Annotated in this window: 7 protein-coding genes; 4 read left to right on the forward strand and 3 right to left on the reverse strand. The window is 72.2% G+C overall.

What is annotated here, in order from left to right:
• Positions 1 to 64 precede the first annotated feature (64 nt).
• Complete coding sequence (locus tag ACFWZ5_RS28560; RefSeq protein ID WP_384797964.1) at positions 65 to 631, reverse strand: DJ-1/PfpI family protein; 567 nt, start codon at positions 629 to 631, stop codon at positions 65 to 67.
• 512 nt (positions 632 to 1,143) lie between these two features.
• Between ACFWZ5_RS28560 and ACFWZ5_RS28565 the strand changes: the two genes are divergently transcribed.
• The 4 genes from ACFWZ5_RS28565 to ACFWZ5_RS28580 all read left to right on the forward strand — a co-directional run bounded on the left by ACFWZ5_RS28565 (position 1,144) and on the right by ACFWZ5_RS28580 (position 9,149).
• Positions 1,144 to 6,138, forward strand: a complete 4,995-nt coding sequence (locus tag ACFWZ5_RS28565) for an NAD-glutamate dehydrogenase (RefSeq protein ID WP_384797961.1) — start codon at positions 1,144 to 1,146, stop codon at positions 6,136 to 6,138.
• Between the two features lie 167 nt (positions 6,139 to 6,305).
• A complete protein-coding gene (locus tag ACFWZ5_RS28570) occupies positions 6,306 to 7,193 on the forward strand; it encodes a polyprenol monophosphomannose synthase (protein ID WP_384797958.1) in 888 nt (295 codons plus the stop codon).
• Positions 7,190 to 7,687 carry a GtrA family protein gene (locus ACFWZ5_RS28575; protein WP_384797955.1) on the forward strand — a complete coding sequence of 166 codons (498 nt, stop codon included), beginning with the start codon at positions 7,190 to 7,192 and terminating at the stop codon, positions 7,685 to 7,687. Before ACFWZ5_RS28570 ends, ACFWZ5_RS28575 begins: the two co-directional genes overlap by 4 nt.
• Positions 7,662 to 9,149, forward strand: a complete 1,488-nt coding sequence (locus tag ACFWZ5_RS28580; protein ID WP_384797952.1) for a hypothetical protein — start codon at positions 7,662 to 7,664, stop codon at positions 9,147 to 9,149. Before ACFWZ5_RS28575 ends, ACFWZ5_RS28580 begins: the two co-directional genes overlap by 26 nt.
• Positions 9,150 to 9,214: 65 nt before the next feature.
• On the opposite strand, the gene ACFWZ5_RS28585 is transcribed toward ACFWZ5_RS28580, so the two are convergent.
• Together ACFWZ5_RS28585 and ACFWZ5_RS28590 are read right to left on the reverse strand one after the other, a co-directional pair.
• Entirely contained in the window at positions 9,215 to 10,888 is a 1,674-nt protein-coding gene (locus ACFWZ5_RS28585) for a glycosyltransferase family 2 protein (protein WP_384797949.1), read from the reverse strand.
• On the reverse strand, positions 10,885 to 13,194 hold the full coding sequence (locus ACFWZ5_RS28590; protein WP_384797982.1) for a CDP-glycerol glycerophosphotransferase family protein: 2,310 nt from the start codon (positions 13,192 to 13,194) through the stop codon (positions 10,885 to 10,887). Before ACFWZ5_RS28590 ends, ACFWZ5_RS28585 begins: the two co-directional genes overlap by 4 nt.
• Between the last annotated feature and the right edge of the window lie 136 nt (positions 13,195 to 13,330).

A 13,330-nucleotide genomic window follows, 5' to 3' on the forward strand; every position in this document is an offset into this window, starting at 1 on the left:
CCAGGGGCAGCAGGCAGTGCGGCGGTTGTCATGGGCGGGTGGGTGGGTTCAAGAGGGTGACCCGCTACGTCACGGGGGCCTTGGCCCTGAGCACCGTGAGGAACTCCCGCATCCAACGGGAGTGATCCGGCCAAGCCCTGGCCGAGACCAACGTGCCGTCGACCACAGCCTCCGCGTCCTGGAAGGTGGCGCCCGCGGCCTGCATGTCGAGTTCCAGGGCCGGGTAGGCCGTGACGCGGCGCCCCGAGAGGCCGCCGATCGCGGCGGTCAGGAGGGGGCCGTGGCAGATCTGGGCCACGGGCTTGTCCGCGTCGAAGAAGGCCTTGAGGATCTTGCGCAGCTCGGGGTCGCCGCGGAGATACTCGGGCGCGCGCCCGCCGGGCACGACGAGCGCGACGTACTGCCCGGGGTCGACCTCGGCGAAGGCGAGGTCCGCGGGCCAGGTGTAGCCCGGCTTCTCGGTGTACGTGTCGAAGCCCGGCTCGAAGTCGTGCACGACGAACTGGAGCTTCTTGCGGGAGGGGGCCGCGATGTGGACGTCGTACCCTTCCTCACGCAGTCGCTGGTACGGGTACAGGACCTCCAGTGACTCCGCCGCGTCACCGGTGACTATCAGGATCTTGGCTGCCATCGCTGTTCGCTCCCCTGCTCGTCGGGTTCGCCGGGCTCATCGGGCTCGTCAGGCGCCCGTCCCGCTCAACGTGCATCCAGCGGTGCGGTTTGCCAAGGGGGCGTCCGGAGTCGGGAGGGGCGGATCGCGGGGGCGGACTGTGCAGACTGTCAAAGTTCAGCCCCAGGTTTTGTACACATACGGCTCATGACGAGTTCCCGGTGGGGGGCGATAGCCTTGTCCCGTGATCAGCGCGATATCCCGCGGGGGCACCGTTGCCTCCGCCCTGCGCCCGGTGACCACGGAGGACATCCGTGGCGGGCGCCTCGCTGACGTCTCTTCGCGGTGCGGATCCCGCAGTCGGCGCGGCCCTCAGGACCGGTCGGCGCATCCCGCGGGAATGGCGGATTTCCGCCCGCTCACCGCTCATCGCGGCATAACGTCGACAGGAACCGGAGACCCCGGGTCGCGACGTTATGGCACATCACTTCCTTCTACGTCACGCAACGGCGCGCGACAGGAGTCAGAGGACAATGCAGACCAAGCTGGACGAAGCCAAGGCCGAGCTGCTCGCGCGGGCCGCCCGGGTAGCTGAGAACAGCCCGGTCGGGGGGCGCCTGCCAACGGGAGCACCGACCGGGTCGACGGGCGAGAGCGGTGCCGGGTCCGGCCCGGACCACGCCGCCGTCCTCGCGTTCCTCCAGCGCTACTACCTGCACACGGCCCCCGAGGACCTCACGGACCGCGACCCGGTCGACGTCTTCGGTGCCGCCTTCTCGCACTACCGCCTGGCGGAGAGCCGCCCGCAGGGCACGGCCAACGTCCGGGTGCACACCCCGACGGTCGAGGAGAACGGCTGGACCTGCAGCCACTCCGTCGTCGAAGTGGTGACCGACGACATGCCCTTCCTCGTCGACTCGGTGACCAACGAGCTGTCGCGGCAGGGCCGCGGCATCCACGTCGTCATCCACCCGCAGGTCATGGTCCGCCGCGATCTCACCGGCAAGCTCCTGGAGGTCCTGCCGGACACCCGGGGCGCCGGCGCCGAGCGGCCGCACGACACGCTCACGGAGTCGTGGATCCACGTCGAGATCGACCGCGAGACCGACCGCGCCGACCTGAAGCAGATCACCAACGACCTCCTGCGCATCCTGTCCGACGTCCGCGAGACGGTCGAGGACTGGGAGAAGATGCGCGAGGCCGCGCTGCGCATCGCCGACGAGCTGCCCGCCGAGCCGACCGCGAACGACGTGCGCGACGAGGTCGAGGAGGCCCGCGAGCTGCTCCGCTGGCTGGCCGCCGACCACTTCACGTTCCTCGGCTACCGCGAGTACGACCTCACGGACGAGGACTCCCTGGCCGCCGTCCCCGGCACCGGCCTCGGCATCCTGCGCTCCGACCCCCAGCACAGCGGCGACGAGCACCACCCGGCGGGCCCGTCCTTCAACCGCCTGCCCGCCGACGCCCGCGCCAAGGCCCGCGAGCACAAGCTGCTCGTCCTGACCAAGGCCAACAGCCGGGCGACGGTCCACCGGCCGTCCTACCTCGACTACGTGGGCGTGAAGAAGTTCGACGCCGAGGGCAACGTGGTGGGTGAGCGCCGCTTCCTCGGCCTCTTCTCCAGCGCCGCGTACACCGAGTCCGTGCGCCGCGTCCCCGTGATCCGCCGCAAGGTCGCCGACGTCCTGCAGGGCGCGGGCTTCTCGCCCAACAGCCACGACGGCCGCGACCTGCTCCAGATCCTGGAGACCTACCCGCGCGACGAGCTGTTCCAGACGCCCGCGGACGAGCTCCGGTCGATCGTCACCAGCGTCCTGTACCTCCAGGAGCGCCGCCGCCTGCGGCTCTACCTGCGCAAGGACGTGTACGGGCGCTACTACTCGGCGCTCGTCTACCTGCCCCGCGACCGCTACACCACGGGCGTGCGCCTGCGCATCATCGACATCCTCAAGGAGGAGCTGAACGGCGCGAGCGTCGACTTCACCGCCTGGAACACGGAGTCGATCCTCTCCCGCATCCACTTCGTGGTCCGCGTCCCCAAGGGCGGCGAGGTCCCCGCGCTCTCCGACGCCGACGTCGAGCGCATCGAGGCCCGCCTGGTGGAGGCCGCCCGCTCCTGGGCCGACGGCTTCGGCGAGGCGCTGACCGCCGAGTTCGGCGAGGAGCGCGCGGCGGAGCTGCTGCGCCGGTACGGTGGCGCCTTCCCCGAGGGCTACAAGGCCGACCACACGCCGCGCGCCGCGGTCGCCGACCTGGTCCACCTGGAGCAGCTCAAGCTCGGCCACAAGGACTTCGCGCTCAGCCTGTACGAGCCGGTGGGCGCCGCCCCCGACGAGCGCCGCTTCAAGATCTACCGCTCGGGCGGCCAGGTCTCGCTGTCCGCGGTCCTGCCCGTGCTCCAGCGCCTGGGCGTCGAGGTCACCGACGAGCGTCCGTACGAGCTGCGCTGCGCGGACCGTACGAACGCGTGGATCTACGACTTCGGCCTGCGCCTGCCCAAGCTGGGCAACGGCAACGGCGACTACCTGGGCGACGACGGCCGCGAGCGCTTCCAGGAGGCCTTCGGCGCCGCCTGGACCGGCGAGGCCGAGGTCGACGGCTTCAACTCCCTGGTCCTGCGCGCCGGTCTGAACTGGCGGCAGGCGATGGTGCTCCGCGCCTACGCCAAGTACCTGCGCCAGGCGGGCTCCACCTTCAGCCAGGACTACATGGAGGACACCCTCCGGAACAACGTCCACACCACGCGCCTGCTCGTCTCCCTCTTCGAGGCCCGGATGTCGCCGGACCGCCAGCGCGCGGGCACCGAGCTGACCGACGGGCTCCTGGAGGAGCTGGACGGCGCCCTGGACCAGGTCGCGTCGCTCGACGAGGACCGCATCCTGCGCTCGTTCCTCACCGTCATCAAGGCGACGCTGCGGACCAACTACTTCCAGAGCGCCAGCGAGGGAAGCGACAAGAGGGGCCAGGAGGCCGCGGGCGGCAAGCCGCACAGCTACGTCTCCATGAAGTTCGACCCGCAGGCCATCCCGGACCTGCCGGCGCCGCGTCCGGCGTACGAGATCTGGGTGTACTCGCCGCGGGTCGAGGGCGTGCACCTGCGCTTCGGCAAGGTCGCGCGCGGCGGTCTGCGCTGGTCCGACCGGAAGGAGGACTTCCGTACGGAGATCCTCGGCCTGGTCAAGGCGCAGATGGTGAAGAACACGGTGATCGTGCCGGTCGGCGCGAAGGGCGGCTTCGTCGCCAAGCAGCTGCCCGACCCGTCCGTGGACCGCGACGCGTGGCTGGCGGAGGGCGTCGCCTGCTACAAGACGTTCATCTCGGCGCTGCTCGACATCACGGACAACCTGGTCGCGGGCGAGGTCGTGCCCCCGGCGGACGTGGTGCGGCACGACGAGGACGACACGTACCTGGTGGTCGCGGCCGACAAGGGCACGGCGACGTTCTCGGACATCGCCAACGAGGTCGCCGAGTCGTACAACTTCTGGCTCGGTGACGCCTTCGCGTCCGGCGGTTCCGCGGGCTACGACCACAAGGGCATGGGCATCACCGCGCGCGGCGCCTGGGAGTCCGTGAAGCGGCACTTCCGGGAGCTGGGCCACGACACCCAGACCGAGGACTTCACGGCGGTCGGCGTCGGCGACATGTCCGGCGACGTGTTCGGCAACGGCATGCTCCTGTCCGAGCACATCCGCCTGGTCGCGGCCTTCGACCACCGGCACATCTTCATCGACCCGAACCCGGACGCGGCCACCTCGTACGCCGAGCGGCGCCGCCTGTTCGAGCTGCCCCGCTCCAGCTGGGCGGAGTACAACAAGGAGCTGCTCTCCCCGGGCGGCGGGATCTTCCCGCGCACGGCCAAGGCGATCCAGCTCAACGCCCACATCCGCGAGGCCCTCGGCATCGAGACCGGCAGCGCGAAGATGACGCCCGCCGACCTGATGCAGGCCATCCTGAAGTCGCCGGTCGACCTGCTGTGGAACGGCGGCATCGGCACGTACGTGAAGTCGTCCGCCGAGTCCCACGCGGACGTCGGCGACAAGGCCAACGACGCCATCCGCGTCAACGGCGCCGACCTGCGCGTGAAGGTCGTCGGCGAGGGCGGCAACCTGGGCCTGACCCAGCTGGGCCGGATCGAGTTCGCCCGCGCCGGTGGCCGCATCAACACGGACGCGATCGACAACAGCGCGGGCGTGGACACCTCCGACCACGAGGTGAACATCAAGATCCTGCTGAACGCCGTGGTGCAGGCCGGGGACATGACCGTCAAGCAGCGCAACAAGCTGCTCGCCGACATGACCGACGAGGTCGGCCAGCTGGTCCTGCGCAACAACTACGCGCAGAACACCGCGCTCGCCAACTCCGTCTTCGAGTCGCCGTCGCTGCTGCACGCGCACCAGCGCTTCATGCGCCGCCTCGGCCGCGAGGGCCATCTGGACCGGTCCCTGGAGTTCCTGCCGAACGACCGGCAGATCCGGGAGCTGCTCAACTCCGGGCGCGGGCTCTCCCAGCCCGAGCTCGCCGTCCTGCTCGCGTACACGAAGATCGTGACCGCGGACGAGCTGATCCAGACCTCGCTGCCCGACGACCCGTATCTGCGCCGGCTGCTGCACGCGTACTTCCCGAAGGCGCTGCGCGAGAAGTTCCCCGAGCAGGTCGAGGCGCACGCGCTGCGCCGCGAGATCATCACGACGGTCCTGGTCAACGACACCGTCAACAGCGGCGGCTCGACGTTCCTGCACCGGCTGCGCGAGGAGACCGGGGCGTCCCTGGAGGAGATCGTCCGGGCCCAGCTGGCCGCCCGCGCGATCTTCGGCCTCGGCGAGGTGTGGGACGCCGTCGAGGAGCTCGACAACGTCGTGGACGCCGAGGTGCAGACCCGGGTGCGGCTGCACTGCCGCCGCCTCGTCGAGCGCGGCACGCGCTGGCTGCTCAACAACCGGCCGCAGCCGCTCCAGCTCGCCGACACGGTCGCGTTCTTCAGCGACGGCGTCGCCCAGGTCTGGTCCCAGCTGCCGAAGCTGGTGCGCGGCTCCGACCTGGAGTGGTACGAGAACATCCGCGAGGAGCTCGTCGGCGCCGGAGTGCCGGACGAGCTGGCCCAGCGCGTGGCCGGCTTCTCCTCGGCCTTCCCGGCGCTCGACATCGTGGCCGTGGCCGACCGCATGGGCAAGGAGCCGCTGGACGTCGCCGAGGTCTACTACGACCTGGCGGACCGCCTGCGGATCACGCAGCTCATGGACCGCATCATCGAGCTGCCGCGCAACGACCGCTGGCAGTCGATGGCCCGCGCCTCCATCCGCGAGGACCTGTACGCGGCGCACTCGGCGCTCACGGCCGACGTGCTCGCCGTGGGCAACGGCACCTCGACGCCGGAGCAGCGGTTCAAGGCGTGGGAGGAGAAGAACGCCGCGATCCTGGGCCGCGCGAGGACGACCCTGGAGGAGATCCAGGGCTCGGACGCGTTCGACCTCGCGAACCTGTCGGTGGCCATGAGGACGATGCGCACGCTGTTGCGCACGCACTCCTGACCGGTACGTTTCCGGGGGTAACCGGTACGTTGCCTGGGGCGCCCCGCACCGCACGGTGCGGGGCGCCCCGGTTTTTGCGGCGTGCCCGGCGCGTGCCATGTGCCGTCAAATCGGGCATTTGGGGTACGGTGGATGACATTATTTCGGGAAGGTCGCAGGGTAAGCCGATGACAGAAGCAAGTCCCCTGGACGCGGCGGAGCGCGCCGTCCGGTCGCTCGGCGCGGGCACGCTGCCCGAGGAGTGGGCGGCCACGCCGCTGACCGTCGTCATGCCGACGTACAACGAGGCGGGCAACCTGCCCGGCATGGCCGACGCCCTGATGGCGCTGCCGCTGCCGGGCCTCAGCCTCCTCGTCGTCGACGACTCCAGCCCCGACGGCACCGGCGACATCGCCGAGGAGCGCGCGCGGCACGTCGAGGCCACGTACGGAACCCGGCGCATGAGCGTGCTGCACCGCACCGAGAAGGACGGCCTCGGCCGCGCCTACGCGGCGGGCATGGCCCGGGCCGTCGCCGACGGCGCCCACTACGTCCTGCAGATGGACGCCGACGGCAGCCACCCCGCCGACAAGATCGCCGAGCTCCTCGGCGTGGCCCTCGCCACCGACGCCGGGGTCACCGTCGGCAGCCGCTACGTCCAGGGCGGCACCCTCTCCGACGCCTGGGGCGTCCACCGCAAGCTCCTCTCGCGCTGGGCCAACGCCTACGCGGGCACCGTCCTCGGCACCCGCGTCCGCGACATCACCGGCGGCTTCAACCTGTGGCGCGCCGACGCCGTGCGCGCCGTCGACCTCGCGACGGTCGACAGCGCGGGCTACAGCTTCCAGGTCGAGATGAAGTACCGCGCGCTGCGCCGCGGCTTCGACGTCCTCGAAGTCCCCATCCACTTCGAGGACCGCACCGTCGGCGAGTCCAAGATGAATCTGATGGTGCAGCTGGAGTCGGTGGTCATGCCGTGGAAGCTGCGGCTGCGCGGTGAACGCGATGAACGCGGGGCTCGGGGGGCGCGGGTGCCGCGGCCCGGGCCCGGCGGTGGCCGGGAGCCGCGCGGATGACGAGCAGCACGTTGCACGAGGCGCCGGCGGCGGCGCCCGTACCGCCCCTGGCGTCCGGCCTCACCGCGGCCCGGGTGCGCCGCTTCTGCCTCGAACTCGTCAAGTTCGGCGTCGTCGGCGGCAGCGGCGTCGCGGTCAACTTCGTCGTCTTCAACCTCCTGCTGCACGGCATGGGCTCAGGGCCCATGACGGCCACGGTCCTCGCGAGCGTCGTCGCCATGGGCACCAACTACCTGGGCTTCCGCTTCTTCGCGTACCGGGACCGCGCGACGCGGACGAAGCGGCAGATCGCCCTCTTCTTCGTGTTCAGCGGCATCGGTGTCGCGATGGAGACCGTGCTGTTCTACGCCGCGTACCACGGGGCGGGCATGAACGGCCCCCTCGGCTCCAACGTCGCCAAGGCCCAGTCCATCGTCCTCGCGTCGGCCTTCCGCTTCCTGGTCTACCGGACCTGGGTGTTCCAGCACCGTGCGGCCCACCCGCGGAGCGCGTGAACCGTCCACGGCGGCCCTGTGGGCCGTTGCCGTAGCCGTCCTCGCCCTGCTCCTGGCCGTGATCGTCCGCCTCCCCTGGCGGGGTGACCTGGGCATCCACGCCGCCACCGTCGAACGCCTCCGCCACGACCTCGTCCACCCCGGCGACCCCCTCGTCCGCGAGGACACCCCGAGCCCCTACTACTCCCCGTGGACGGTCCTCCTCGGCGCCCTCGCGAAGGTGACGGGGGCCGGGACGTTCGGCGTGCTGCGGCTCGCGGCGGTCGTGGGGCTCGCGGTGCTCGTGACCGGGGTCTGGCGCTTCGTCCGGGCGCTGACGGACCGGCGGGCGGCGCCGCCGCTGGCCCTGCTCTGTCTCGTCCTTCTCTGGGGCCCGTCCCTCTTCGAGTGGAGCGGCTTCCTCGGGCTCGGCTCGCTGGCCCTGACGGTGGCGTATCCCAGCACGTTCGCGCTGGGGCTCGCCTTCCATCTGTGGGCGTGGCTGCGGAGGTCCCTGCGGGACGGCGCGGGGTGGGGGCGCTTCGCGGGGCTGGGGCTGCTGTGGGCGACCGTCCTGCTCACCCACCAGTTCTCGGGGGTGGTCGCGTCGCTGGGGGCGCTGGCGCTGGTGCTGAGCGCCCGGCCCTCGCGGCCGGTCCTCGCGCGCCTCGGCGCGGGCCTCGCCCTGGGCCTGCTGCTCCTGGCCCTCTGGCCCTACTACTCCTTCTTCGGGCTCTTCGGGGCGGGCGGGGGCCTGGAGGAGATCCACCGCTCCCTCTACCGGGACGTGGCCGGTCGGTTCGGGCTCGTCCTGGTGGGGGTGGCCGCGCTTGCCCTCCGCTTCCGGCGGGACCGGCGGGATCCGCTGGTGCTGTTCTTCGCCCTGGGGGCGGTGGTGTTCGCGGCGGGGGGTCTCACGGGGCACTACGCGTGGGGCCGGGTCCTGCCCGCCGCGCTGATCCCCGCGCAGCTCGCGGCCGCCGTGGAGGCGGCCGCCGCCGTGCGCGCGCCGGCCCGGCGCGCCCTCGCCGCGGCCCTGGCCCTCGCCCTGGCCGTGGGCGCCTGGACCCAGTCCGGCACCCTCGGCTACGTCCTGCCCCGCGGCGCGCTGCCGTCCGCCGTCGCCGCGAAGTGCCGGGAGCCGTGGCCCGGATACCGGTGGCTCACCCCGTGGGTGCGGTACGGGGACGTCGTCATGGCGAAGACGTTCCCCGCCCGGCAGATCCCGGCGTACGGGCCGTACACCGTGGCGCCCGGCTACCCGGACTTCTTCCTCCCGGACGAGGGGGCGCGGCAGGAGGCCGTGCGGCGCTACTTCGCCGACGGGACGTCGCGGGCGGAGCGGCTTGCGGTGCTGCGGCGGTACGGGGTGCGGTGGGTGGTCGCCCGCCCCGGGGACGGGGGGTTGGGGGAGGGGGATCCCGCGTTGCGGCGGGTGGCGGAGGGGGCTCGGGGGGAGGTTCTGTACGCGGTGGTGGGGTGAGGTGGGCTGCCCCCGTGGGGGTGTGTGCACGCGGATGGTGGGGGCGGGTGGGTGGGGAAGGGGGGTCAGCGGAGGGCTTTTGCGGCTAGGCGGGCTGCCTGGCGCAGGCGGGTGGTTCGGGGGCCTGTGAGGTGGCGGGACGCGGGGCGGAGGACGCGGGTCGTGGGGCCCACCGGGGTCCAGGTGAGTTGGAGGCGGCCCGTGCCCCGGCCTTCCGGTTCCGCGGTGACCACGTGGGGGGTGAGGCCCGCGTGGTAGTTCACGTGGGCCGTCAGGCGGGGGAAGGTCAGGGGGGCCAGGAGCAGGCCCGAGTTGTGGAGCTGGCCCAGGGTCAGCCGGATCAGTGGGTGGCGGGTGCCCTCGAAGCCCGTCAAGGGGAGGTGGGCCTGCGTCGGGTCCAGGACGGCCTCGCCCTCGAAGACCCCGGGCCGGACCGGGTCCAGGCGGAAGGGGACGGTGAGGCGGGTGCGGCCCGGAGCCACGACGACCCTCGCCACCTGCGGCCCCACCGGCAGCCGCAGGCCCGGGTCGTACGTGCGGATCGTCAGGCGGAGCGCCGCGCCCCCGCCCCGCTCGATCCGCGTGATCTCGTGGCGGAACTGGGCGCCGGCGAAGGGCCGCGTGTCCAACCCGAGGTCCGTGACGTCGAGTTCGTGGCGGGACGAGGCGGACTCCGGGACCCGGTCGCCCCAGTAGAGGCGGCCGTCGGGCCCCGCCGTCACCTCGCGCGGCGCCACCCCGTGGCCCAGGCCGCGGGCCGCAAGCCGCGCGTCCGCCAGGCGCCCGTCCCGTATCAGCTGCAGCACCACGCGCTCCGCGCGCGGGAGGCGCTCGTACGCCGCCTGCGACAGGCCCGCCAGATAGGGGTTCACGATCTCCGCGAAGCCCCGCAGCCACTCCTCGTCCCGGTACGGCACGTCCCCCGCGTACATCCGGAAGTCGTGCTTGAGGAACTTGTAGTCCTTGGCCTCCCGCAGCCCCGCGTGGCCACTGGCGGCGAGGAAGTCGTCGATCAGGCCCTGTACGTGGACGCGGTCGCGGACGTTGCTCAGCTTGTGCCGCTGGTTGGAGATGGACGCCGAGGGCCCGGTCGCGTACGGCTCTATGTACCAGCGGTACACCGGGTCCGGGATCACCGTGAACGCCCGCGCCAGGCAGTACGCCTGCGCCGAGAACAGCTGGTCCTCGTAGTGGATGCCCTCGGGGAAGCGGAGGCCGTTCCGGTCCAGGAAGGACTTCCGGTACATCTTGCTCGTGGAGAGGTGCTCGAAGAGGAGGGCCGGTTCGGAGGCGATGCCCTCGACGGTCCGGCGCGTGGCCACCAGGTGCGGCATCCACGTCGACGTGCGCCCCGTGTCCACCCGCACCCGCTCCACCGCGCCCATCACGAAGTCGACCTCGCGCTCGGCGTGCGCGGCGAGCAGCAACTCCACGGACCGCGGCGGGAGTTCGTCGTCGCTGTCCAGGAACATCAGGTACGGGGCGTGGGCCAGCTCGATGGCCCGGTTGCGGGGCGCGCTGCAGCCGCCGCTGTTCGACGGCAGGCGGACGTATCTGACCCGCTCGTCGGCCGCCGCCAACGCCCTTGCCACCCGCGGCGTCTCGTCCGTCGAGTGGTCGTCGCTGATGATGATCTCGATGTGGGGGTGGGTCTGGCGGAGCAGCGACTCCACCGCCCTCGGCAGGCGGTCCGCGTCGTTGTAGGCGATCACGGTGATCGTGACGTCGGGTGCGGTCATCGGGTCGCCTCCTCGGGCGTGGGCGCCGGGGTGCGGGCGTCGAGCGGGACGACCGGCGGCACGTCCGTCTCGCCGAGGAACACCCGGCGTACCACCCGCTCCGCCGCCCGCCCGTCGTCGAACTCGCAGAAGCGGCGCCGGAAAGCCGCCCGTGCCTTCCCCGACGCCTCGTCCCGCCAGGCGTCCGACGTCAGGACGCGCGTCAGCTCCTCCTGCGTGCGGGCCACCGCACCCGGCGGCTCCGCGAGCAGGTCGAAGTACACGCCGCGCGTCTTCGCGTACGTCTCCCAGTCGTCGGCGTACACGACGATCGGCCGGTCCAGATTGGCGTAGTCGAACATGATCGAGGAGTAGTCCGTGATCAGGGCGTCCGCCGCCAGGGCGAGCTCCTCCACCGGGTCGTACGCGGACACGTCGATGACGCGGCCCGCGCGCCGCAGGCCCGCCGCCGACGACGAGGGCGCGCCGCCGTAGAAGTAGTGGCCGCGCACCAGAAGCACCGTGTCCTCGCCGAGGCGGTCGGCGAGGGCCGCGAGGTCGAGGCGCGGGCTCCAGGCCGCCTCGTAGTCGCGGTGCGTGGGGGCGTAGAGCAGGGCCCGCCTGCCCGGCGCGATGCCCAGGCGGTCGCGGACCGCCCGCACGTCGGCCGCCGTCGCCGTGTAGTACACGTCGTTGCGCGGATAGCCGTAGTCGAGCGTCGTGTAGCGGGAGGGGTAGGCGCGCTCCCACATCTCCGTGGAGTGGCTGTTCGCCGAGACGCTGTAGTCCCACTTGTCGACGCGCGCCAGGAGGCTGTGGAAGTTCAGGCCCTTGGCGGCGGCGGGGTAGTCGAGCTGGTCCAGGCCCATGCGCTTGAGGGGGGTGCCGTGGTGGGTCTGGAGGTGGATCGCGTCGGGGCGCTTGACGGTCGCGTTGGGGAAGTTGACGTTGTTGACCAGGTACCGCGCGCGGGCGAGCACCTGCCAGTAGCGGCGGGTGCCGGGGACGACGTGGTCGGTGCCGGGGGGCAGCAGCGGCTCGTTCTCCTTCGACACGACCCACACCGGGTGGATGTGCGGGGCGAGCTCGCGGAGCTTCGCCGCGACGGCGGCCGGGTTGCAGGCCACGCCCCGGTCCCAGTACGCCGAGAAGACCGCGAGGTTCGGATCCAGCGGGCGGCGCAGGTCCCGGTGGTACTGGACGTCACGGACCTTCGCGCCCGCCGTGCGCCTCCCGCTCGCCGCCGCCGACTTCACCTTGCGGCGCTTGCGGTTCGCGTACTGGAAGGCGCGGTACTTGGTGTACGCGTCCTCTTCGAGGAGCTTGCGGCGCACGCCTTCGAAGCCGCCCGGGTGCCGGTGGCCCGGCGGGCGCAGCGCGAGCGCGGCCTGTGACGCGCGGTGGAAGAACGCGCGGGCCACCGGCTCCGGGAGGCCCGCGCGGGCCACGGTCCGCAGGCAGGCGGTCGCCATCGCGTCGTACAGGATGCCGCGCGGGCCGGGGCCCGCCTCGCGCTCGGCGGCGAGGCGCAGCAGCTTCTCGTACGTGCTGATCAGCGCGAAGTGGTCCTCGGGGGTGGCGGGCGGCAGGCTCTCCGGGCGCGGGCGGCGGTCGTCGAGCGCCACCAGGTCGAGGGTCGCAACGCGGTCGGCGGCGAGGAGGACGGCGTACGCCACGAACAGCTCGTCGTCGGAGGCGAGTTGGTCCTGGTGCGCGCGCCAGAAGGCGGCCCGCACGATCCGGTTGCCGAGGAGCGGCGCGACCCGCGTCAGGTCCGGGCAGTCCGCGAGCCGGACCGCGCGGCGGCCCGGCTTCGCCAGGAACCCGGCGTCGGGGCCCGGCACCTTGGCGTGCCGCCAGGTGGAGCGCACGTGGTCGACGAGCAGCACGTCCACGGTGCCGTCGGGGTCGGCCGTCGTGTGGTCGAGCTGGGCCGTCGTGCCGTCGTGGTCGGCCACCGTGCCGTCGAGCTCGGCCGTTCGCTGCGCCACGGCGCGGAGTGCGCCCGTCGGCACGCTGTCCTTGCTGTGCACGAAGTGCAGCCAGCGGCCCCGCGCCCGCTCGGCGCCGGCCGCGCGGGCCGCGCCGTCCGGAGTGCCCTCGGGCAGCGGGACTACGGTGAGGGCGGGGTGGCGGGCGGCGGCGGCCTGCGCGGAGGGGCCGACGGCGGCCACGACGACGTCGAGACCGGCGGCCGGGTTCGCCTGGTCCACCTGGTCCGCCAGGTCCTGGAGGCTCTCGGTCAGGTGGCCTTGTACGTTGCGGCCGTGGACGACGACACTCAGCCGTGGCTGCACAGGCGCTCCTTCTGTCGCTGACGCACCCATAGTGTATGGATCCATGCGTTCATGCGACAAAAGGGATACGTGCCCTTATTCGGCGTTTACTCGGCGTTCGGGCCTCACTTGCCGGTGAACTTCTCGTACTCCTTCAGGACCTCTTCGGTCGGTCCGTCCATCCGCA

Origin of the sequence: Streptomyces sp. NPDC059003, from assembly GCF_042740445.1 — a bacterium.
In the GTDB taxonomy this organism is placed as follows: Bacteria; Actinomycetota; Actinomycetes; order Streptomycetales; family Streptomycetaceae; genus Streptomyces.

Excerpts from the sequence above, each read along its gene's own strand:
- ACFWZ5_RS28560 (WP_384797964.1), bottom strand. The coding sequence starts at position 631 with ATGGCAGCCAAGATCCTGATAGTCACCGGTGACGCGGCGGAGTCACTG.
- ACFWZ5_RS28565 (WP_384797961.1), top strand. The coding sequence starts at position 1,144 with ATGCAGACCAAGCTGGACGAAGCCAAGGCCGAGCTGCTCGCGCGGGCC.
- ACFWZ5_RS28570 (WP_384797958.1), top strand. The coding sequence starts at position 6,306 with ATGACAGAAGCAAGTCCCCTGGACGCGGCGGAGCGCGCCGTCCGGTCG.
- ACFWZ5_RS28575 (WP_384797955.1), top strand. The coding sequence starts at position 7,190 with ATGACGAGCAGCACGTTGCACGAGGCGCCGGCGGCGGCGCCCGTACCG.
- ACFWZ5_RS28585 (WP_384797949.1), bottom strand. The coding sequence starts at position 10,888 with ATGACCGCACCCGACGTCACGATCACCGTGATCGCCTACAACGACGCG.
- ACFWZ5_RS28590 (WP_384797982.1), bottom strand. The coding sequence starts at position 13,194 with ATGGGTGCGTCAGCGACAGAAGGAGCGCCTGTGCAGCCACGGCTGAGT.